22 protein-coding genes are annotated in these 19,787 nt (G+C 43.2%); 11 read left to right on the top strand and 11 right to left on the bottom strand.

Annotated features, from left to right (window positions below):
- Nucleotides 1-19 precede the first annotated feature (19 nt).
- Both dapE and AB6D06_RS03125 read right to left on the bottom strand, forming a co-directional pair.
- Nucleotides 20-1,156: a succinyl-diaminopimelate desuccinylase gene (gene dapE, locus AB6D06_RS03130; RefSeq protein ID WP_372099685.1), complete on the bottom strand. Its 1,137-nt coding sequence runs from the start codon at nucleotides 1,154-1,156 to the stop codon at nucleotides 20-22.
- A gap of 98 nt (nucleotides 1,157-1,254) precedes the next feature.
- Nucleotides 1,255-1,602 carry an ArsC family reductase gene (locus AB6D06_RS03125; protein WP_017060699.1) on the bottom strand — a complete coding sequence of 116 codons (348 nt, stop codon included), beginning with the start codon at nucleotides 1,600-1,602 and terminating at the stop codon, nucleotides 1,255-1,257.
- Nucleotides 1,603-1,807: 205 nt separating this feature from the next.
- Here AB6D06_RS03125 and AB6D06_RS03120 point away from each other — a divergent pair, with 205 nt between their 5' ends.
- Nucleotides 1,808-2,095: a helix-turn-helix domain-containing protein gene (locus AB6D06_RS03120; protein ID WP_004734273.1), complete on the top strand. Its 288-nt coding sequence runs from the start codon at nucleotides 1,808-1,810 to the stop codon at nucleotides 2,093-2,095.
- A gap of 91 nt (nucleotides 2,096-2,186) precedes the next feature.
- Here the strand turns inward: AB6D06_RS03120 and AB6D06_RS03115 are convergent, their stop codons facing one another.
- Nucleotides 2,187-2,519: a DUF4156 domain-containing protein gene (locus tag AB6D06_RS03115; RefSeq protein WP_065585044.1), complete on the bottom strand. Its 333-nt coding sequence runs from the start codon at nucleotides 2,517-2,519 to the stop codon at nucleotides 2,187-2,189.
- Between the two features lie 12 nt (nucleotides 2,520-2,531).
- The gene (locus tag AB6D06_RS03110; RefSeq protein WP_372109928.1) at nucleotides 2,532-2,882 is read right to left on the bottom strand and encodes a DUF2956 domain-containing protein; all 351 of its coding nucleotides are present in this window, start codon (nucleotides 2,880-2,882) and stop codon (nucleotides 2,532-2,534) included.
- A gap of 109 nt (nucleotides 2,883-2,991) precedes the next feature.
- On the opposite strand from AB6D06_RS03110, the gene AB6D06_RS03105 reads away from it, so the two are divergent.
- The 4 genes from AB6D06_RS03105 (at nucleotide 2,992) to AB6D06_RS03090 (ending at nucleotide 7,128) form a co-directional block, all read left to right on the top strand.
- Complete coding sequence (locus tag AB6D06_RS03105) at nucleotides 2,992-3,453, top strand: DUF2919 domain-containing protein (protein WP_017060696.1); 462 nt, start codon at nucleotides 2,992-2,994, stop codon at nucleotides 3,451-3,453.
- Nucleotides 3,454-3,518: 65 nt separating this feature from the next.
- Nucleotides 3,519-4,442: a Dyp-type peroxidase gene (locus AB6D06_RS03100; RefSeq protein ID WP_137001211.1), complete on the top strand. Its 924-nt coding sequence runs from the start codon at nucleotides 3,519-3,521 to the stop codon at nucleotides 4,440-4,442.
- 121 nt (nucleotides 4,443-4,563) lie between these two features.
- Nucleotides 4,564-5,697: a flagellin gene (locus AB6D06_RS03095; protein ID WP_017070285.1), complete on the top strand. Its 1,134-nt coding sequence runs from the start codon at nucleotides 4,564-4,566 to the stop codon at nucleotides 5,695-5,697.
- 297 nt (nucleotides 5,698-5,994) lie between these two features.
- Nucleotides 5,995-7,128 carry a flagellin gene (locus AB6D06_RS03090; RefSeq protein ID WP_102300543.1) on the top strand — a complete coding sequence of 378 codons (1,134 nt, stop codon included), beginning with the start codon at nucleotides 5,995-5,997 and terminating at the stop codon, nucleotides 7,126-7,128.
- A gap of 485 nt (nucleotides 7,129-7,613) precedes the next feature.
- Here the strand turns inward: AB6D06_RS03090 and crr are convergent, their stop codons facing one another.
- The 5 genes from crr to cysZ all read right to left on the bottom strand — a co-directional run bounded on the left by crr (nucleotide 7,614) and on the right by cysZ (nucleotide 12,615).
- The gene (gene crr / locus AB6D06_RS03085; protein WP_004737851.1) at nucleotides 7,614-8,123 is read right to left on the bottom strand and encodes a PTS glucose transporter subunit IIA; all 510 of its coding nucleotides are present in this window, start codon (nucleotides 8,121-8,123) and stop codon (nucleotides 7,614-7,616) included.
- Between the two features lie 106 nt (nucleotides 8,124-8,229).
- Nucleotides 8,230-9,954, bottom strand: a complete 1,725-nt coding sequence (gene ptsI, locus AB6D06_RS03080) for a phosphoenolpyruvate-protein phosphotransferase PtsI (RefSeq protein WP_017063391.1) — start codon at nucleotides 9,952-9,954, stop codon at nucleotides 8,230-8,232.
- 136 nt (nucleotides 9,955-10,090) lie between these two features.
- Nucleotides 10,091-10,348 (bottom strand): HPr family phosphocarrier protein, encoded by a 258-nt coding sequence (locus tag AB6D06_RS03075; protein WP_004734263.1) that lies wholly within the window; start codon nucleotides 10,346-10,348, stop codon nucleotides 10,091-10,093.
- Between the two features lie 302 nt (nucleotides 10,349-10,650).
- Entirely contained in the window at nucleotides 10,651-11,619 is a 969-nt protein-coding gene (cysK, locus tag AB6D06_RS03070; RefSeq protein WP_017061934.1) for a cysteine synthase A, read from the bottom strand.
- Between the two features lie 237 nt (nucleotides 11,620-11,856).
- A complete protein-coding gene (gene cysZ / locus AB6D06_RS03065) occupies nucleotides 11,857-12,615 on the bottom strand; it encodes a sulfate transporter CysZ (RefSeq protein WP_029235129.1) in 759 nt (252 codons plus the stop codon).
- Between the two features lie 229 nt (nucleotides 12,616-12,844).
- On the opposite strand from cysZ, the gene zipA reads away from it, so the two are divergent.
- The 5 genes from zipA to AB6D06_RS03040 all read left to right on the top strand — a co-directional run bounded on the left by zipA (nucleotide 12,845) and on the right by AB6D06_RS03040 (nucleotide 18,334).
- The gene (gene zipA / locus AB6D06_RS03060) at nucleotides 12,845-13,888 is read left to right on the top strand and encodes a cell division protein ZipA (RefSeq protein ID WP_372109927.1); all 1,044 of its coding nucleotides are present in this window, start codon (nucleotides 12,845-12,847) and stop codon (nucleotides 13,886-13,888) included.
- A 92-nt stretch (nucleotides 13,889-13,980) separates the two neighbouring features.
- Entirely contained in the window at nucleotides 13,981-15,993 is a 2,013-nt protein-coding gene (gene ligA, locus AB6D06_RS03055; RefSeq protein ID WP_372100960.1) for an NAD-dependent DNA ligase LigA, read from the top strand.
- 389 nt (nucleotides 15,994-16,382) lie between these two features.
- Nucleotides 16,383-16,538 carry a hypothetical protein gene (locus AB6D06_RS03050; RefSeq protein ID WP_004734257.1) on the top strand — a complete coding sequence of 52 codons (156 nt, stop codon included), beginning with the start codon at nucleotides 16,383-16,385 and terminating at the stop codon, nucleotides 16,536-16,538.
- Nucleotides 16,519-17,907 carry a hypothetical protein gene (locus AB6D06_RS03045; RefSeq protein WP_059019931.1) on the top strand — a complete coding sequence of 463 codons (1,389 nt, stop codon included), beginning with the start codon at nucleotides 16,519-16,521 and terminating at the stop codon, nucleotides 17,905-17,907. Before AB6D06_RS03050 ends, AB6D06_RS03045 begins: the two co-directional genes overlap by 20 nt.
- Before the next feature lie 61 nt (nucleotides 17,908-17,968).
- Nucleotides 17,969-18,334 carry a DUF2799 domain-containing protein gene (locus tag AB6D06_RS03040; protein ID WP_372109926.1) on the top strand — a complete coding sequence of 122 codons (366 nt, stop codon included), beginning with the start codon at nucleotides 17,969-17,971 and terminating at the stop codon, nucleotides 18,332-18,334.
- A 36-nt stretch (nucleotides 18,335-18,370) separates the two neighbouring features.
- On the opposite strand, the gene AB6D06_RS03035 is transcribed toward AB6D06_RS03040, so the two are convergent.
- Entirely contained in the window at nucleotides 18,371-18,547 is a 177-nt protein-coding gene (locus tag AB6D06_RS03035; protein ID WP_019821234.1) for a hypothetical protein, read from the bottom strand.
- Nucleotides 18,548-18,899: 352 nt separating this feature from the next.
- Between AB6D06_RS03035 and cueR the strand changes: the two genes are divergently transcribed.
- A complete protein-coding gene (gene cueR / locus AB6D06_RS03030; protein WP_102428747.1) occupies nucleotides 18,900-19,295 on the top strand; it encodes a Cu(I)-responsive transcriptional regulator in 396 nt (131 codons plus the stop codon).
- 36 nt (nucleotides 19,296-19,331) lie between these two features.
- On the opposite strand, the gene AB6D06_RS03025 is transcribed toward cueR, so the two are convergent.
- Nucleotides 19,332-19,787 carry an NfeD family protein gene (locus tag AB6D06_RS03025; protein WP_372109925.1) on the bottom strand — a complete coding sequence of 152 codons (456 nt, stop codon included), beginning with the start codon at nucleotides 19,785-19,787 and terminating at the stop codon, nucleotides 19,332-19,334.

The raw sequence follows: 19,787 nt of genomic DNA, 5'->3' as shown, positions 1-19,787 counted from the left end.
TGAATCGCTGATAAAAGAACTATTTAGCGAACAGGTTCACTAATGTTTTTTCGTACATGTCGGTTAGCTTCTCTAAATCAGCCACTTTCACGCATTCGTTAACCTTGTGAATAGTTGCATTCACAGGGCCTAGTTCTACGACTTGCCCTTTCATGCGTGCAATAAAGCGTCCGTCAGATGTCCCGCCAGTCGTTAGCAGTGCTGGTTTCACATCATTGACGTGACCCACTGCATCGACAATAGCGTCAAGTAATGAGCCTGCGTCTGTTAAGAACGGGTCACCATTGAATGTCCATTTAAGGTCGTATTCGAAGTCGTACTTATCTAGCGTAGTTGTGATTCGTTCAACGATGATGTCGTTGCTTAACTCGGTACTAAAACGCAGGTTAAACTGAACATTGAACTCACCGGGGATAACGTTTGAAGCCCCTGTGCCCGCGCTTACATTTGGGATTTGGAAACTGGTTGGTGGGAAGTAATCATTACCTTTATCCCACTCAGTTGTTGCTAGCTCATTAATAGCAAGCAGAGAGCTGTGTACTGGGTTGTTTGCTAGGTGAGGGTAGGCAACATGACCTTGTGTGCCTTTAATCGTTAGGTCGCCAGTGATAGAGCCACGACGGCCGTTCTTCACGACATCACCCACGAACTCAGTGCTCGATGGTTCACCAACGATACACATATCGATGTTTTCACCGCGCGCCATTAATGCTTCAACAACACGTACAGTACCGTTGATGAAAGGACCTTCCTCATCTGAAGTGATCAGGAAACCAATTGAGCCTGTGTGGTCTGGGTGTTTGGCAATGAACTGCTCGACGGCAACAATCATTGAAGCCAGAGAGCCTTTCATATCAGCAGCGCCACGGCCATGTAGGAAACCGTCTACGATAGTCGGTTCGAATGGCTTAGTGTTCCACTGTTCGATTGGGCCTGCAGGTACCACATCAGTGTGACCAGCAAAAGCAAACAGAGGCGCTTCAGTACCACGACGAGCCCAGAAGTTGGTCGTATCTTCAAATACCATCACTTCGATTTCAAAACCGAGTGCTTTTAAGCGTTCAATCATCAGGTCTTGGCAGCCTGCATCTTCTGGTGTTACCGATTGACGGCTGATTAGGTCTTTTGCCAGAGCCAAAGTTGGGCTATCTGTCATCCTTGAATTCCTTGTTTAAATAAAACGTCTAGTCATTAATTTTTAGAAGCTGATTCAATGATCAACGTCCAGTTGTCTGTCTATGTAAATACAACGATCTAAGCAAAAATAGCCGCGTATTGGTCGGCTTTAAATCCGATGTGAAGCTTACCTTCAACTTTTAAGATTGGGCGCTTGATCATGGCAGGTTGTTCAACTAGCAAAGTCACCGCTTTTTCTTCTGTTAGGGTGTCTTTCTGTTCTTGAGAAAGTTGGCGATAAGTCGTACCACGTTTGTTTAGCACAAGCTCCCAACCTAGCTCAGAGCAGAAGCTTGTTACTAGCTCTTCTGTGATGCCTTGTTTGCGATAATCGTGAAATTCGAACTCAATACCTTCAGCTTCGAGCCATTTCTTTGCTTTTTTAATGGTGTCGCAATTTGGGATACCAAACATGGTGATAGTCATTATTCTTCCTTTGAGTGATTTTATTTCATTGTTATGAGTTGAATCCTATCAGGAAGCAGCAACTCAGACAAAATAGAGTGATGAATATTTCATAGAGTGAAAAAAAAGCGTAAGAAAATGTCACTATTGGAGACTTATTGATCAGCCTCAACATGTTGTCAGCGAAAAAAGAAATAATTGAGCTGCACATATATAGGAGGTGTCAATGGAGTTGAGTCCTGTTTTTGCAAGGCGGCTATATTTAGCATTGTTAGTGGAAAGCCTTGATAGGCCAAATGTGCCTAAACTCATCGAAAAAACGGGGTGGCCTCGTCGTACTATTCAAGATGTACTCAAGGCGTTACCGGGGATCGGTATCGAACTTATGTTTGTTCAAGATGGGCGACGTCATAATGATGGCTATTACCAGTTATCCGACTGGGGGCCATTTGACAGTCAATGGGTTATCCAGCGTAAAGGCGATATAGCAACAAGCCTTGGATTTAGTGCATAAGCCAGCGAAAGCTGGCTTTCTTTTTTTAGAATAGAAATAGTAGGGAGCATCTCGCTAATATGAGTTGTGAGCTACCCCATTACGTTTCTATTTACTTACACAGATAGGCAGTTCCCAGCATAGTCACGGATGTGGAAAAATCTTGGGGAAGTGTGAATATCACGGTATCTGCGCCTAGCTCAATCGTATTCGACTTGAGTTGATTCATGGCGCCTTGAATCAATGTGTCATTTGGGTAAAACAGGTAGTTGTACCAATGGCCTTCGCTGCCTGTGACTTCCCCTTTATACTGACATTTATCGATATTAATCACGCCATGGTAATCCATTTGCACGTTGGCAGCTTCGCTATGAGGCGTTGATGTCGGTGTCGTGCAACCGAGTAACACGCTACTCATAGCCAAAGCGATTAATTCCTTTTTCATACGCTTATCCTGTTATTTCATCAAATAAATCGCGAAGCCTATCCAGCTAGCGAACAATAATAACCACGGCAATTTACTGGCGTGATTTGATGTTGTTTCATTATCCAAGTCGACATTCTGTTCTTGGTCTTGGTCTTGGTTCGCTTGTAGAGTCTGCTTCTCTTTCTGTACGCGCTTTTTAGCTTTATCGGCTTGGCGGCTGCGTTCTTTTTGCTGTTTCTTGTACAGTGCGATGCCTTTCTCGATACCCTGAGCAATCAGTTTAGTTTGTTCTTTGGTTTGAGCTGGCTTTTGAGTCGCTTTGGCTATCTTCAGTGCTTCCTGTTGAGATTCAACAGAGGGCGTATTAGTTTTGTTTTTCATACTGAGTTCGACAATTAAAACGGATTGGCTACTAAGATAACGCAAAGCTAGTTAAGTATGAATGATTTGCGTTAAAGTGTTGGTTTGAAAATAAGTGAAAGTGAGATTTGTGCGGTACTCCATAGAACAATACGACAAGCACGGCTTTTTGAAAGCTCCAATCTTGCTCTGGCTAGGTTGGTTGTTTCTTGCGAAAGCCTTGGTCGTTTTCATTGTTGCAGGCGCAAGCCGAGAATCGGGAACCGATATTCTTGAGATAATCTACCCAGACCATCAGATGTTTTATGTCGGGATCGCGTTGAGTGTGCCTAGTTTGCTGCTGATGTGGTTATTTGGGCTAAGATCGCCAGATAGAAAGCGCCTTAACAAAGTCGTGTCATGGGGACGTTGGGTTACCATGATGGCTATCTTGGCACAGGGCTCCCATACGATTTATTTAATCTATTTGGATAACGGATGGTTCCGTTGGTCAAATGGCATCACCCTATTGTTGCTGCTGTGGTTAGCGCTTTATCTAACCAATAGCCATGCTGCAAGGGATTGCTTTAAAGTGGTTGAGCTCGAAGACTGATTCTCATCAAAACATTTGTCCCATTCACAATTATACTTAGAAGCTAAAACTGGAAGGAATAATCTATGCTTAATGTTTCAAATGAGCAGCCTAACGTTCAAAGTGCTATTTTGCCTGAAGCTGGGCCTTTCGCGCTTTACGTTCAACTTAAAGTGAACGCTAATACTGCTAATGTACTAGCAGAAATTCAAAAGCTTCCGACTCTAATCGACGAACTAAACCAAACTCAGCCTGATGCGAACTTAACGGCATCGGTTGCGTTCTCAAAAGCTTTTTGGGATAGGTTCGAGCAAGCAGCGCCCGCTGATTTGATCGACTTCCCTGTGCTGGGTGAAGGTGATATCACCGCGCCGAGCACACTGTCTGATGTTCTGATTCACTGTCATTCAAACCGACATGATCTGCACTTCTTTATCTTGCGTAAATTGCTATCTGAAGTAGCAGCTGATGTTGAAGTGGTTGATGAAACTTATGGTTACCGCTTCCTAGACTCTCGTGACATGACAGACTTTGTTGATGGCACTGAAAACCCGAAAGACGCACAACGTGCTGAAGTTGCTATTGTGCCTGAGGGTGAATTCGCTGGTGGTAGTTATGTGATGGTGCAGCGTTTTGTGCACAATCTGCCAGCTTGGAATCGCTTGAATGTGTCGGCACAAGAGAAAGTGATTGGCCGAACTAAACCTGATTCAATTGAGTTAGATGATGTTCCTGCGGCGTCTCACGTTGGCCGTGTGGATATCAAAGAAGAAGGCAAGGGGCTTAAGATTGTTCGCCACAGTCTACCTTACGGTACTGCTACGGGCGACCACGGCTTATTGTTCATTGCTTACTGTAACGTTCGTCATAACTTCGATGCGATGTTAGAGAGCATGTACGGCGTAACTGATGGCAAAACAGACCAACTGCTTCGCTTTACTAAAGCGGTGACTGGCGCGTATTACTTTGCTCCTTCAACTGAGATGTTGAGTGCATTAACGATTAAGTAAGTCGTCTCAAAAAGAATAAACAAAGGGAGCCTCAGGGCTCCTTTTTTATTAAAGCTTTATATGAATTGGTCGATATAAGAGCAATCGTGAGTTTTATTCCTCTTTTTGTAAGCGAAGGTCTATGGCTATAACTGTTAATACCAATGTCTCAGCGCTGGTGGCCCAGAGAAACCTCTCTAATGCCAATAACATGCTGAACCAATCTTTGGAGCGCTTGGCTTCAGGGAGTCGTATTAACAGCGCTAAAGACGATGCTGCAGGGCTACAAATTTCGAACCGCTTGGAAGCGCAGATGAGTGGTATTGATGTCGCTGTGCGTAATGCGAATGATGGTATATCTATCATGCAAACCGCTGAAGGCGCGATGAATGAAACCACCAATATCATGCAGCGCATGCGCGACTTGTCTCTACAAGCAAGCAACGGTTCAAATAGCCAGTCGGAAAGAACGGCGATTCAAGAAGAGATTACCGCCTTAAACGATGAGCTGAATCGTATTGCAGAGACCACTTCTTTTGGTGGCAAAAAACTTCTCAATGGTAATTTTGGTAGTACGTCATTTCAGATTGGTGGCAGTTCGGGCGAAGCCGTGCAGATTGGTTTGAAAAGTATGCGTACTGATGACATCAACATGGGAGGCTTTAGCTACGTTGCTAATGGCATGGCCAGTGATTCATGGGCAGTGAAATCAAACCAGAATGATATGACGATGTCGTTTACCGATCGTTTTGGCCAGCCTCAAGAGATCATCATTAATGCGAAAGTCGGCGATGACATTGAAGAGTTGGCGACCTACATTAATGGTCAAACGGATCTCTTATCGGCTTCTGTTAATGATGACGGACAACTTCAGATTTATATGTCAGGTGAAGATACCGCGGGTACCATCTCTTTTTCAGGTTCATTAGCCAGTGAGCTTTCGATGTCAGCGGGTTATTACGAGTCAGTTAATGACATCAATGTAACGGATGTGGGTGGTGCTCAGCGCGCCGTCTCTATTTTGGATACGGCGATGAAGTATGTCGATAGCCATCGCTCTGAATTAGGGGCAATGCAAAACCGCTTTGATCATGCCATTAACAATCTTGAAAACGTTCATGAGAATTTGGCGACATCAAACAGTCGAATCAAAGATACCGACTACGCCAAAGAAACCACTCAAATGCTCAAGCAACAAATACTGCAGCAAGTGAGCACAACGATACTCGCTCAAGCCAAGCAAGCGCCGAATCTAGCTTTAACGTTATTAGGTTAATGAATTACCTACAATCTTATAAAAGCATTTCAGCTTGGTCGGTGCTTTTTGGCGAATAAAAATACAATTTCTCACTCGACTGACTTCCCGGCAACTTTAGCGATTTTCTCATCTTTTTTCGATAATTTTACGACCAGTCACGCTTTCTTCTGTTTTACCGCTATTTCTTTAAATTTGTTGTTTTTTTCCTAAAGGTTTCGCCAATCACGCCGTTATTAAAAGTAACTTTGAGAGAACTACTTGGTTTTCCGAGACGTCGGAAACCGCTATACCGGAAAATCAATTGGAGAAATCACCATGGCAGTGAATGTAAATACAAACGTTTCAGCGATGACAGCGCAACGTTACCTAAACAATGCAAACAGCGCACAACAAACATCAATGGAGCGTCTAGCTTCTGGCTCAAAAATCAACAGCGCAAAAGATGACGCTGCGGGTCTACAAATCTCGAACCGTTTGAACGTTCAAAGTCGTGGCCTTGATGTTGCTGTACGTAACGCGAACGACGGTATCTCAATTGCACAAACTGCTGAAGGTGCAATGAACGAGACGACTAACATCCTGCAACGTATGCGTGATTTGTCTCTACAATCTTCAAACGGCTCAAACTCAAAATCTGAGCGTGTAGCGATTCAAGAAGAAGTAACAGCACTGAACGACGAACTGAACCGTATCGCGGAAACGACGTCTTTTGGTGGTAACAAGCTGCTTAACGGTACTCACGGTACTAAATCATTCCAAATCGGTGCGGATAACGGTGAAGCTGTAATGCTTCAACTGAAAGACATGCGCTCTGATAACGCTCAGATGGGTGGTAAGAGCTACCAAACTGAGAACGCGAAAGACAAAGACTGGAACGTTCAAGCGGGCTCTAACGACCTAAAACTGTCGTTCACTGACAACTTCGGCCAAGCACAAGAAATCGACATCAGCGCAAAAGCGGGTGATGACATCGAAGAGCTAGCGACTTACATCAACGGTCAACAAGATTCTGTTAAAGCGTCTGTTACTGAAGACGGCAAGCTACAAATGTTCACAGGCAACAACAAAGTGAGCGGCGATGTGTCTTTCTCTGGCGGTCTTGCGGGCGAGCTAGGTATTCAAGCAGCTAAAGACGTAACGGTTGATACTATCGACGTAACATCTGTTGGCGGCGCACAAGAGTCTGTAGCAGTAATCGATGCGGCCCTTAAGTATGTAGACAGTCACCGTGCTGAGCTAGGTGCTTTCCAAAACCGTTTCGACCACGCTATCAGCAACTTAGACAACATTAACGAGAACGTTAACGCATCTAAGAGCCGTATTAAAGATACCGACTTCGCGAAAGAAACGACTCAGATGACTAAGTCTCAGATCCTTTCTCAAGCTTCAAGCTCGATTCTTGCTCAAGCGAAGCAAGCACCGAACTCGGCACTTAGCCTACTAGGTTAATCGATTGAAAAGCCACGTTGACCGATAGTGTTGACGTTAGGCTTCCACAAATTAGCTCGTGGTGAGAGATGAGCGCTAAACAGACCCAGCTTCGGCTGGGTTTTTTATTGCCTGAAATTTGGAGAAGAGAGGGGAGTTGTGGTGTTGGTAGTTGATTGGAAAGCGAGATTCCCTATCACGTTCGTGCCTCACTGTAGGGAATGACGGGAGTTGGGTATTGGTGACTCTATAGCTAACTGTATAGAAGAGGTCGGTTTGAGTAACAATCACTCAGGCTTAAACCATAGTGTTTAATCGTCATCCCAGAATCGAACCGAGCGAGATGTCAGGGATCTCTGTTCGTGAGAGGCCCAAAGAAGAAGGGGATTTGTAGTTGTTAGGTATAAGGCCAAAGCGGCTGGTAATCTGGCATTAGAACTATATAGCAGGCACAAAAAACGCCACCCTTAGGTAGCGTTTTAATTAAAGCAGTTAAGTAATCGAGATTACTTAGTTACTTTAAGAACTGGAGTTTCGCCAACAGTTACAGAACCAGAAAGCTTGTTCAGCTCTTTGATTTCGTCCATGTTAGAGATAACAACTGGAGTAAGCGTAGATTTTGCTTTCTCTTCTAGAAGCGCTAGGTCGAAAGTGATGATAGTGTCACCAGCTTTAACAGATTGACCTTCTTCAGCTACACGAGTGAAGCCTTCGCCTTTAAGTTCAACAGTATCGATACCGAAGTGAACGAAAAGCTCAACACCGTCGTCAGACTCGATAGAGAATGCGTGGTTAGTTTCGAAGATCTTACCGATAGTACCGTTAACTGGAGCTACCATTTTGTCGCCAGCTGGTTTGATCGCGATGCCGTCACCAACGATTTTTTCAGCGAAAACTACATCTGGCACATCTTCGATGTTTACGATTTCACCAGAAAGAGGTGCGATGATTTCGATTGCACCAGCATCAGCGCTGTCATCAGATACAAGCTTTTTCAGTTTGTCAAACAGACCCATTGTGTCATGCTCCTAACGTTTAGTTTTATTCTGTAGAATATACTATACCAATCTAACAAATTAGACGACTATTTTTAGCCGTCTAACGTTATTAAGCGATTGGCGATTACTGAGTTTTCTCAGCGATGAACTTTTCTACGCAAGCTTCAATTTCAGCAGCTGTTGGTAGAGATAGTGCTTCGTCAGCCATAGCTTTAACTTCAGCGAAGTTAGAGTTACGGATTACTTTCTTAACTTTAGGGATAGAGATACCGCTCATAGAGAACTCATCTAGACCCATACCAAGTAGAAGTAGCGTTGCACGCTCATCACCAGCAAGCTCACCACACATACCAGTCCACTTACCTTCAGCGTGTGATGCGTCGATCACTTGCTTGATTACTGTAAGAACAGCAGGAGATAGTGGGTTGTATAGGTGAGAAATCATTTCGTTACCACGGTCTACCGCAAGAGTGTATTGCGTTAGGTCGTTAGTACCGATAGAGAAGAAAGAAACTTCTTTCGCGAGGTGGTGTGCGATTGCAGCAGCAGCTGGAGTCTCAACCATTACGCCGATTTCGATTTCTTCATCGAAAGCTAGGCCTTCAGCGCGAAGTTCAACTTTGTACTCTTCGATTGCTTTTTTCAGTTCACGGATCTCTTCAACAGAAATGATCATTGGGAACATGATACGTAGTTTACCGTGTGCAGACGCACGTAGGATGCCACGTAGTTGGTCACGTAGGATTTCACGACGATCCAAGCTGATACGTACTGCACGCCAGCCTAGGAAAGGGTTCATCTCTTGTGGAAGGTCCATGTATGGTAGGTCTTTGTCGCCACCGATATCCATAGTACGGATAATCACTGACTCGCCTTCCATTGCTTCTGCTACTTCTTTGTAAGCAACGTATTGCTCTTCTTCAGTAGGAAGCGCGTCACGGTCCATAAATAGGAATTCAGTACGGTACAGACCAACGCCTTCACCGCCGTTACGCAGGATACCGTCACAGTCTTTTACTGTACCGATGTTGCCGCAAACTTCTACACGGTGACCGTCTAGAGTTTCAGCATGCAAATCTTTTAGTTTTGCTAGTTCAGCCGCTTCTGCTTCAAAATCTGCTTTGATTTTCTTAGCTTCTGCTAATTCAGCTTCAGAAGGGTTGATGATGATTTTGTTGTTCATCGCGTCTAGCACAAGCATGTCGCCGTTCTTAACTTGCTTAGTGATATCGTTAGTACCAACGATAGCTGGAAGCTCAAGAGAACGTGCCATGATTGAAGTATGAGATGTACGACCGCCGATGTCACAAGCGAAACCAAGAACGTAGTCTAGGTTGATTTGTGCAGTTTCAGATGGCGTTAGGTCGTAAGCTACTAGGATAACTTCTTCACTGATGTCTGATAGAGACACAATGTTGATGCCTAGAGCATTTTTAACGAAACGAGTACCGATATCGCGGATATCAGTTGCACGTTCTTTTAGGTACTCATCATCAAGAGATTCAAGCGCACAAGCTTGCTCTTCGATCACAGTGTGGATCGCGTTGTCTGCGTGCATTTTTTCTTTCTTGATGAGTGCTAAAATCTCTTCTTCTAGCTCTTCATCTTCAAGCAGCATGATGTGGCCTTCAAAGATTGCTTCTTTTTCTTCGCCAAAAGTTTCAAGTGCTTTTTGCTTAACAACTTCAAGCTGTTGAGAAGATTTGTTACGAGCGTCAAAGAAACGCTGTACTTCTGCTTCAACTTGGTCGTCAGAGATAGATTGAGTGTTTAGGACAATTTCATCTTCTTGAAGTAGTAGTGCTTTACCGAAAGCAATACCAGGAGATGCTAGGATGCCTGAAATCATAGCCTTACCTTAGTTGTTCAACTGTAAACGGGAGAGTGTGTGACTTTAAGTCGTCGACTAATGTCGCGCTTATTCCTATCTATTTCGAACAAAGCCACTTTGCTATGCAAAATGGCTTTGAAAGAAGGAGACCGTATTAGTGTAGTTGATCCATAAGAGCAACTAGGTGGTCTACTGCTTGCTGAGCTTGAGGACCTTCAGCTGAAATAGTAACGTTAGTACCTTTTACTAGGCCTAAAGTTTGTAGTTTGAACAGGCTTTTCGCGCTAGCGCTTTTGCCGTTAGAAGTCACTGTGATGTCAGCGTCGAAAGATTTTGCTTCTTTAACGAACTGTGCAGCTGGACGAGTGTGAAGACCGTTTTCTGCTGTGATTTCTACTTGCTTCTCGTACATTTTATATACCCCAATTAATTTATTTTTTGTAAGTTTGTAACCAGATTAGCTTAACTGCTTTAGCCCAAATGCGCTAGAGGCTAGTACGCCATGTTCGTGTTAGAACTTAGACTGGTTATAAATTTTTATCCAGCCATGGTCGTCTTTTGCTGAGTACTCATGACTTTCAGAATTTGTTTATTGCTTCTTTTATTTTGAAGCGAAAAATAAAACAGACCTGATATTACCAAAGGTGGGGCAGGGATCAACAAAAAAGCCCCTAAACGGGGCTTTTTTGGACGAAAAATTGATTTGACCACATATTATTGTTGGTTCTCTTTTTCCGTAAAGATGCCAGCAAATAGGGCTGTGCTTAGGTAACGCTCACCAGAGCTTGGTAGTACAGTAACGATAGTTTTTCCTGCAAATTCAGGTAGTTCGGCGATTCTGTTTGCTGCTACAACTGCCGCGCCAGATGAGATGCCTGCAAGAATACCTTCTTCTTTCATTAGGCGTTGAGCCATCTCAATCGCTTCTTCAGAAGTTACCGATTCAACACGGTCAATAATCTCTAAATCTAGGTTTCCAGGGATGAAACCTGCACCGATACCTTGAATTTTGTGTGGAGCTGGTTTGATTTCTTCACCTGCAAGTGCCTGTGCAATCACTGGAGACTCAGCCGGCTCAACCGCGACTGAAGTAATCGCTTTGCCTTTTTCACCTTTAATGTAACGACTCGTACCAGTGATAGTACCGCCCGTACCAACACCCGCTACAAACACGTCGATTTCGCCGTCTGTTGCTTCCCAAATTTCAGGACCAGTCGTCTGCTCGTGAATCTGTGGGTTAGCAGGGTTGTTGAACTGTTGAAGTAGTAGGTATTTGTCTGGGTCTGAAGCAACAATCTCTTCTGCTTTAGCAATCGCGCCGTTCATGCCTTTTGGTGCTTCAGTTAGCACAAGGTTTGCGCCAAGCGCTTTAAGCAGCTTACGACGTTCTAGGCTCATTGATTCAGGCATAGTTAGCGTTAGTTTGTAACCGCGTGCTGCTGCTACGAATGCAAGTGCAACACCTGTGTTACCACTGGTAGGTTCAACAAGCTCGATACCTGGCTTAAGCGTACCTGCTTTTTCTGCTTCCCAGATCATGTTTGAACCGATACGACATTTAACACTGAAGCTTGGGTTACGAGCTTCGATCTTAGCTAGGACGTTACCTTTGCTTACTTTGTTAAGGCGGACTAGAGGTGTGTTACCAATCGTTAGGGTGTTGTCTTCGTAGATCTTGCTCATGCGATATTCCTTCATTTAATGACAGAACTAAACGTAGTATATCAATCACTTTACCGTCTAGTGTCTTACGATGTTTATTCAGCTTGAATTTAGATTAAACAAGTTGAAAAAAAGGTAAAAGGATTAAAAAGTTATATCATATAGATATGTAGCAGAATTCACGCCTATCTTTATTGAAATCAGAACTTCAAAAAGATAGGCGAAACTAGGAAGTATAGGCGGGGGAATAGACGAGAATTATAGACGAGAACGCAGAGCTTGGTCTTTAAACTCAGCAACCCACATTGCCGTCGCGCCGCAAACGGCAACGGGCATTACGATCAGGTTTAGAATTGGAATTGTGGTGAACACAGAAACAAGCGCGCCAAAGCTGTAGCTCTTGCCTTGTTTTTGTTTCAAATTGTTTCTCATGTCATCAAATTTGATTTTATGGTTATCGAACGGGTAGTCGGCGTATTGAATCGCTAACATCCATGCTGTGAAAATGAACCATAAAAACGGAGCAACGGTTTGCCCTAGTGCTGGAATTAACAAAAGTAGGAATAAACCGATCGCTTTTGGCAGAATGTAGACAAGCTTGCGCCATTCTCTCGCTAATATACGTGGGGTATCTTTGAGAACATCAAGTAAACCATCGTCATTAACTTTTTTACCGCTCAACAACTCTTCAACTTTTTCCGCGAGTAAACCGTTGAACGGTGCGGCAATGAAGTTAGCGAGCGTACTAAAGAAATATGAGAATGTGGCCAAGACGGTTAACACAAGTAATGGCCATAAAATGTATGACAACCACGACAAGAAACTTGGCAATGCACCAATCCAACCTTCAATCCAAGTGTTTAGGTTGGAGAAGATATAAAACAAGGCACCACCTACGAGTAACACGTTCGCGATAAGTGGCATTAATACAAACTTACGAATGCTCGGTGATAAAGCGATTTTTATTCCGAAAATAAAATAGCCAAAGCCGGAGCGGGGAACAGATTCAATAGTCATATTTAAATTAGGTCACATGTGAATTTGGTTAAATAGCAAACATGTCTAGTGTACTCGACCGAAATTAAGAAAAAAAGCGTGGTGAAAATCACACCATGTAAGGAACTAATTGTATTAAGTTGTTCTAAAACAGTGGCTACTTTTGATAGAGTAGTGAGATTAGCCAAATTAACCCAACTTAGTGACAGCGTGTTTATAGCTAGTTGACTAAGAAAGCTGAGAGCGAAAAATGCAGGAATTGCGATTTGTACTCATTATTGTTGGCGCATTAGCTATCGCCGCATTATTGTTCCATGGTCTATGGACGAGTAAAAAAGAAGGGAAAGCAAAGTTTGGAGATAAGCCGCTCGGTAAGCTTGATAACGACAGCTTAGATGAAGCAGAAACTATTCCAAACCGTTCATTCGCCCCAGAAGATGATTTTGAGATAATCCGAAAAGAACGTAAAGAGCCGGATTTTGCTGTTTCACCCTCTGATACTGATCCGCTGATCGACTCAGATCCGCTAACAGCGCCACAAGCGAAAGAAGCTTACGAAGATGATATCGAATTAAATGATCTTCCTTCTTTCAGCGTAGAAGACCCAATTAAGGTTGAAAGTGAACTTGAAGTGATTGAGGAAGAGAAGGACGTTGAGCCTGAAGTTCCAAGCTTTGAGTTGACTGACGAGCAAAAAGAAAACCATGCCGGCTTTAAAGTGCAGTACGGTTCGTTTGAAGAGCCTTCTGAAACAGTTGATGAGCCAGTCGTTCCAAACGAAACGCTTACTCAAAGAGAGCCCGTTGTTGCGAAAGAAGTCGTGACTCCGCAAAGTGCGACTGTTGAAGAAGCAAAACCAGATGAAGAACTTGGTTTAGAAGTGATCGTTCTTAATGTTCACTGTGCTGGAGAGATCCCATTCGTTGGGACTGAACTTTTCCGCAGCATGGAGAACAACGGTTTAACTTATGGTGAGATGTCTATTTACCACTGCTTTGCACAATCTACAGATGCACCAAAGGTTATTTTCAGCGTTGCAAACATGATGCAGCCAGGAACGCTAGAACATGATGATCCTGCTGACTTCACGACTAAAGGTATTTCGTTCTTTATGACGTTGCCTTGTTATGGTCAAGCTGATCAAAACTTCAATGTGATGCTGAGTGCGGCGCAGAAAATTGCTGACGATATGGGCGGAAACGTGTTGGATGAGTCACGCAACTTAATGACACCAAACCGTTTATCTGACTACCGCAAGCAAATCAGAGACTTTATGACGGCATCGAATGCCTAGCCGTATTGTTTAGCCTTGTAAATAATCTATATTTATAGAAAAGGGCTCCTAAGGGAGCCCTTTTTGATATTTCAATCACGATAGAGAATGATATGAAAGAATCGATTCAAGTTACCTTAGAGCAGTTAAGAGAAACTCTGCATTATCACGCCGTTCGTTATTACGTAGAAGATAGCCCTGAGATCCCTGATGTCGAGTACGATCGATTAATGCAGCAATTGCTAAAGATCGAAGAAGAGAACCCGGAACTAGTGACGGTAGATTCTCCGAGCCAACGTGTTGGTGGTCAGCCTCTCGATGGTTTCACTCAAGTGACTCATGAGATCCCAATGCTTTCTCTGGACAATGCTTTCTCTGATGAAGATTTGGATGCGTTCAATAAGCGAATGTCTGATAGAGCGCCAACCGCTAACCTCAAGACTTTCTGTTGTGAACCTAAGCTTGATGGCCTTGCAGTTAGCCTACTCTATGTGAATGGTATTTTAGTTCAGGCTGCGACACGTGGTGACGGTGCGACGGGTGAAAACATCACTGAAAACGTGCGTACGATCAGCTCTATCCCACTTAAGTTACAAGGTGAAGGCTGGCCGCAGCGTATTGAAGTTCGTGGCGAAGTGTTTATGCCAAAAGCGGGTTTCGATAAGTTGAATGAGATGGCGTTGAAGAAAGGCGAGAAAGTATTTGTTAACCCACGTAATGCCGCCGCAGGTAGCCTGCGTCAGCTTGATTCCCGTATTACTGCGAAACGTCCGCTAGCTTTCTACGCATACAGTGTCGGTGTTGTACAAGGCGCTGAGCTATCAAATAGTCACTACCAACGCTTTTTACAGCTTAAAGGTTGGGGCTTACCTATGTGCCCCGAGACTAAGCAACTGAGCTCTCTCGAAGACGTGAAAGCCTATTACCAAGATATTATGACTCGTCGTGATGCTCTGGCTTACGAGATTGATGGCGTTGTTATCAAAGTCGACGATATCGCGGCTCAAGAAGTGCTTGGTTTTGTTGCACGAGCGCCACGTTGGGCAATTGCTTATAAGTTCCCAGCTCAAGAAGAGATTACACTGCTCAATGACGTTGAATTTCAGGTGGGCCGTACTGGCGCTATTACGCCGGTTGCTAAACTTGAACCTATCTTCGTTGGTGGCGTGACGGTCAGCAATGCCACTTTACACAATGCCGATGAGATTGCGCGTTTAGGCGTGAAGGTAGGCGACAGCGTTATTATTCGCCGTGCAGGTGACGTTATTCCACAAATAGTGGCTGTTGTACTAGATCGTCGCCCTGAAACGGCTAGAGACATTGTTTTCCCTGATGCTTGCCCAGTATGTAGTTCTGCGGTTGAGCGTGTAGAAGGTGAAGCTGTAGCGCGTTGTACTGGCGGTTTAGTCTGTCAGGCGCAGCGTAAAGAAGCACTTAAACACTTTGTTTCTAGAAAGGCGCTAGACGTTGATGGACTGGGCGTGAAAGTTATTGAGCAGCTTGTGGACCGTGAAATGGTCGAAACACCTGCTGATTTATTTAAGCTAAGTGCTGGCGTGATTACTGTTCTTGACCGAATGGGGCCTAAATCGGCACAGAACGTCGTGAGTGCGTTGAATAAAGCTAAAGACACGACGTTAGCGCGTTTCCTCTATTCACTCGGTATTCGTGAAGTCGGTGAGGCGACAGCGATGAACTTAGCGCAACACTTTAAGACGTTGGAACTGGTTCAAGCAGCTACTCATGAACAATTAGTTGAAGTGTCAGATATTGGTGACATCGTTGCTAGCCATATCACCAGCTTCTTCTCACAAGAGAAAAACAGAGCGGTCGTCGATCAGCTGATAGAGCTAGGTGTGAATTGGCCAATCATCGAAGAAGCTGCCGATGACCAAGAGCTACCATTAGAAGGTAAAGTCGTTGTGTTAACAGGCTCATTGTCGCAATTAGGTCGAAGTGAAGCTAAAGCTGCGTTACAAGCATTAGGTGCGAAAGTGACGGGTAGCGTATCGAAGAAAACGGACATCTTGTTTGCCGGTGAAGCTGCGGGTTCTAAATTAACTAAAGCACAAGATTTAGGTATCGAAATAAGAACAGAAGAAGATCTAATAGCCCTTATTTCGTAAGTAAATACAGATAAAAAAAGCTCAAAGGCACTCCTTTCAAGGGAGTGCCTTTTTTGTTTCTGATATAAAAATGAGGGCTTTTTAATTGTTGAGAATTTTGTTCCTATACGAACTCTAAAATCAGGACAGTGACGCTGCTCAACATTAATGAAATACCATTGTAGTTGTATCAAAAATGCGAGTCATATCTATTTTTACAAAGTGATAATTACCTCAAGTTGTTGAATTTATTGGTATTGATTTTGTTTTGGTGAGGATTTTTCTATTTATCGATCTGGATCACTAAGTACCTATTAAATTTGCACCAACTCATATTTTTTTAGATGAAAATTAAGTTCTCATTGATCTTTTTGAGGGCGAAGTTAGTCTTAATGCCATGGATGCACATGATGTGTATAACCAGAAAGGAAATAGAGAATTCAGAGTTTAGGGTTCTCAAACAAGAAAAGGTATTTCTCTCTACGGCGGCCAACTTTAGGCGGGGAATATTCAAACAGCTATATCCATTTTTAGGAGTTTTATTCCATGGAAAACAAATTTTTTAAAGTATCTGCGATTACAGCAGCAATGGTAGGTGCGCTGTCTGCTGCTCCAGCTATGGCTGAAGACCCAATCGGTCCGGAGTATGCAAGTCAGGCGTCAGAGTTCTTTGCTGAGTCGACAATTAGCGGTAACCTAAACTTTTTCATGCGTGCTCGTGACCGAGCTGGTAAAGATGCAAACGGTAATGACACAGCAAAAACTGCTAACTTAGACCACGGCTCAATTTTTGCGAATTTGGGTTTCCATTCTGGTTATGTAGCGGACGTCGTTGGTGTTGACGCTGTTGTATACAGCACATTTGATATGTGGCAAGAAGCTGGAAAATGGGGTGGTGGTCACGAGATGAACTTCTTCCAATGTGACTCAGTCTATTCTACAGACTGTTGGGAAGATGGTCGTGGTGATAACACTGATAATGGTGTTTCCTTTGCAAAAGCAGCCATGAAGTTTAAGTTTGGCGAGAATGTCAATGCTCAGCTCGGTTATTTCCAACCTTCTGTACCAAGCTCATTAGGTGTCAACTGGTCATTCGCTCCTGGTACATACCGCGGTGGTGAAGTTGGAGCTAGTTTTGGTGATCTTTCTCTTGGTCTTGTTGTGGCCGATAATTACAAAGCTCCTTGGTTCAAAGAAACTTACGAATTCCAAGATGGTGCTGGCAATGATGCTGGTGAAGTATACTCATTAGGTGCTCGCTATGCGTTAGATAACGGTATTTCTTTTGACGTTGGTTACGGTGCTCTGACAGATGGTGACCGTAAGAACTTCCATGTTAAAGTTAAAGGTACAACCGATGGTGGCCTATACTGGTCTCCTCAATTATACGTAGTAGATGATGACAATCAATTTGATAGCACAGCATTCCAAACTGCGTTATTGACATCTATGTCTATGGGTCAATACAGCTTCCGTGCAGAAGCAACATACACAGTTGCTGATTCTGAAGATACTCGTGGCAATGTTGGTAATATGTCATACCGCTTAACAGAGGCTTATGGTGGCTCTAATGGCGCTTATGATATTTGGTGGAACAACCGTTCTGACTTTAACCACGATGGCGAATATGCGTTCTTCCTATCATCATCTCGTGACTTCTCTGATATTGGTGGTACTGGTTTTAGTGCAGGTGTAAGTGGTGCTTATGGCGCGGGTGCTAAAGCTGATGGTTACGATGAACTAGTAGAGTATGCATACAGTTTCTTCGCGAACTACGCGATTCAAGCTGGTGCACTGAAAGATGCCAATATCAGCTTCTACTACACTAACTACTACAATGACACTAACGCAAATGATTGGGCTGTTTACTCTAACGGATTCAATGATGAGACCGATTTCAAACTAGCATTAACAATTCCTTTCGGAGTTAAGTAAGTTAGATACGAAATAGAAAAGCTGGGCATTTGCTCAGCTTTTTTGCTTTTAGGAGATATTTATGAAAAGTATTATTCCCATTATATTAATGGCTTTTAGCTTAGCTGCATGCACTTCTTCACCGAAAACAGCGTCTGAATTTTGGTATGATCAAGGTGAGCGCTTTGGATCCCGTGGCTACGTGATCGATAATGACTCATTGGCTGATATTAAAGAAAAGGTGGAGTTTGATGAGCCTGCTTATCTTGCCGGTTATGAAAAAGGAAAATTAGAGTTCTGTGATCCCTACAAAGCATTTGAAAAAGGCATCAAAGGAACAAGGTATACAGATCAATGTGCCGATATGCCTCAGGAGGTGATGATCAAAGCAGAGTGGCAAAGAGGCTGGGACGCATTTATTGGTGCTGATTTCTATAAGTTTAGGTAGGCTTAGAAACGATTAACTTAAACCTACCTATTGTCATTATTGATGTTTACCACCATACGCTTTGCACAATTCACGGGGCAGTTGCTTAATCGCTCCGTCACTGAATGTGCACTGGACACCTGCACCAAATACTTTTCCTGCGTTGTTTTGTGCAATAGAGACTGGAGCTGAAAAAATAAACACTGAAGCTAGTGCTAAAGTTACAAGTTTCATATTTTCCATCCTTCATACTTACCAAAAAAATAAAATAAACAGCATTCAAATGTCATGCTTAATACTCAATTATGTATATGGTTGATGAAAGGTCAAAGTTATATAAAAATTTTCAATGAAAAATAACAATAGCTAATTTAAATATATCAATCAGTAACTTATTGATTTCTGGTTGTGATAAGTGTCTATAAATGCAAGTTATTTACCTTATTGAAGGTAAAACAGTTATAAGTGGCAGACTTTATTTTCTTAAATTATATTTATTATGCATTCAGGTGTTCTAGGTGTACTATTTGCTAGCGCCTCAAAGGTAATTAATGCCGAAGATACATCAGCTTATTAGAGTAATATCATGAACATAAGTGAAGCCGCTAAACTTACTAACTTATCAACGAAGTCTATTCGTCTTTATGAAGACAAGGGGGTTATTACAGCCCCTTTACGCTCGGAAAATGGCTATAGAAGCTACGACAAGAAGCAGATCAAAGAACTTGGTATAGTTGCGAAAGCGAGAAGCGCGGGTTTTTCACTCGATGAGTGCCGTGCGCTTGTTGAATTAGCTGACAATCCTTGTCGTGAAAGTGCCGACGTTAAAGCGAAAGCGCTTAGTAAACTGGAAGAAGTAAACAAAAAAATTGAAGATCTTTTGGCAATTCAGAAGACATTGAAAGAGTGGATTGAACAATGTCCAGGTGACTCAAATAGCCATTGCCCGATCATTGATTCGCTTGTAGAGAAAAAGCCATAAGTGGGCTACTTATGGCTCAGATAAGGAATGCTTGAATTACTCTTTAGTTGGAGTAATCGTTAATACTATGCCATCTACAGCAGTGACGATCACCTCTGTGCCTGCTTTTAAGTTGTGGGCACTAACAGCTGACCACGTAGTATCACCTAGACGGATACGACACTTGCCTTTTTTAATGTCAGTATCGATTCGAGTTGTTTGACCTACCAGTTGCTTTTCTCTTTGGTTTAACTCTCGCCCTGCATCCGATTGCTTGTCATTCGAGAGTTGTCTTCTCCACCACAACCAAGTCGTGATCAATGAGAAGCTTGCAAAGGACAGCCATTGCATCTGCCAACCAATTGGTAGAGCACCCAAAAGTGCACCGACCAACATGGCAGATATGCCTATCCATAAAAAGTAACCAGCGGTTCCAACCAGTTCAAGTGCAAGCAGTGCTAGACCAAATGCTAGCCAGTGCCAGTGGTTTACTTGTTCTAGTAATTCGACCAT

This window comes from Vibrio sp. 10N.239.311.G01 (assembly GCF_041465805.1).
GTDB classification, from domain to species: Bacteria; Pseudomonadota; Gammaproteobacteria; order Enterobacterales; family Vibrionaceae; genus Vibrio; species Vibrio crassostreae_C.
The sequence above is the reverse complement of the archived record's forward strand: the minus strand, read 5'-3'. Positions and strand labels throughout refer to the sequence as shown.

What these genes read in the sequence shown, in the direction of transcription:
- dapE (WP_372099685.1), bottom strand. Translation starts at nt 1,156, where the DNA reads ATGACAGATAGCCCAACTTTGGCTCTGGCAAAAGACCTAATCAGCCGT.
- AB6D06_RS03125 (WP_017060699.1), bottom strand. Translation starts at nt 1,602, where the DNA reads ATGACTATCACCATGTTTGGTATCCCAAATTGCGACACCATTAAAAAA.
- AB6D06_RS03120 (WP_004734273.1), top strand. Translation starts at nt 1,808, where the DNA reads ATGGAGTTGAGTCCTGTTTTTGCAAGGCGGCTATATTTAGCATTGTTA.
- AB6D06_RS03115 (WP_065585044.1), bottom strand. Translation starts at nt 2,519, where the DNA reads ATGAAAAAGGAATTAATCGCTTTGGCTATGAGTAGCGTGTTACTCGGT.
- AB6D06_RS03110 (WP_372109928.1), bottom strand. Translation starts at nt 2,882, where the DNA reads ATGAAAAACAAAACTAATACGCCCTCTGTTGAATCTCAACAGGAAGCA.
- AB6D06_RS03100 (WP_137001211.1), top strand. Translation starts at nt 3,519, where the DNA reads ATGCTTAATGTTTCAAATGAGCAGCCTAACGTTCAAAGTGCTATTTTG.
- AB6D06_RS03095 (WP_017070285.1), top strand. Translation starts at nt 4,564, where the DNA reads ATGGCTATAACTGTTAATACCAATGTCTCAGCGCTGGTGGCCCAGAGA.
- AB6D06_RS03090 (WP_102300543.1), top strand. Translation starts at nt 5,995, where the DNA reads ATGGCAGTGAATGTAAATACAAACGTTTCAGCGATGACAGCGCAACGT.
- crr (WP_004737851.1), bottom strand. Translation starts at nt 8,123, where the DNA reads ATGGGTCTGTTTGACAAACTGAAAAAGCTTGTATCTGATGACAGCGCT.
- ptsI (WP_017063391.1), bottom strand. Translation starts at nt 9,954, where the DNA reads ATGATTTCAGGCATCCTAGCATCTCCTGGTATTGCTTTCGGTAAAGCA.
- AB6D06_RS03075 (WP_004734263.1), bottom strand. Translation starts at nt 10,348, where the DNA reads ATGTACGAGAAGCAAGTAGAAATCACAGCAGAAAACGGTCTTCACACT.
- cysK (WP_017061934.1), bottom strand. Translation starts at nt 11,619, where the DNA reads ATGAGCAAGATCTACGAAGACAACACCCTAACGATTGGTAACACACCT.
- cysZ (WP_029235129.1), bottom strand. Translation starts at nt 12,615, where the DNA reads ATGACTATTGAATCTGTTCCCCGCTCCGGCTTTGGCTATTTTATTTTC.
- zipA (WP_372109927.1), top strand. Translation starts at nt 12,845, where the DNA reads ATGCAGGAATTGCGATTTGTACTCATTATTGTTGGCGCATTAGCTATC.
- ligA (WP_372100960.1), top strand. Translation starts at nt 13,981, where the DNA reads ATGAAAGAATCGATTCAAGTTACCTTAGAGCAGTTAAGAGAAACTCTG.
- AB6D06_RS03050 (WP_004734257.1), top strand. Translation starts at nt 16,383, where the DNA reads ATGTGTATAACCAGAAAGGAAATAGAGAATTCAGAGTTTAGGGTTCTC.
- AB6D06_RS03045 (WP_059019931.1), top strand. Translation starts at nt 16,519, where the DNA reads ATGGAAAACAAATTTTTTAAAGTATCTGCGATTACAGCAGCAATGGTA.
- AB6D06_RS03040 (WP_372109926.1), top strand. Translation starts at nt 17,969, where the DNA reads ATGAAAAGTATTATTCCCATTATATTAATGGCTTTTAGCTTAGCTGCA.
- AB6D06_RS03035 (WP_019821234.1), bottom strand. Translation starts at nt 18,547, where the DNA reads ATGAAACTTGTAACTTTAGCACTAGCTTCAGTGTTTATTTTTTCAGCT.
- cueR (WP_102428747.1), top strand. Translation starts at nt 18,900, where the DNA reads ATGAACATAAGTGAAGCCGCTAAACTTACTAACTTATCAACGAAGTCT.
- AB6D06_RS03025 (WP_372109925.1), bottom strand. Translation starts at nt 19,787, where the DNA reads ATGGTCGAATTACTAGAACAAGTAAACCACTGGCACTGGCTAGCATTT.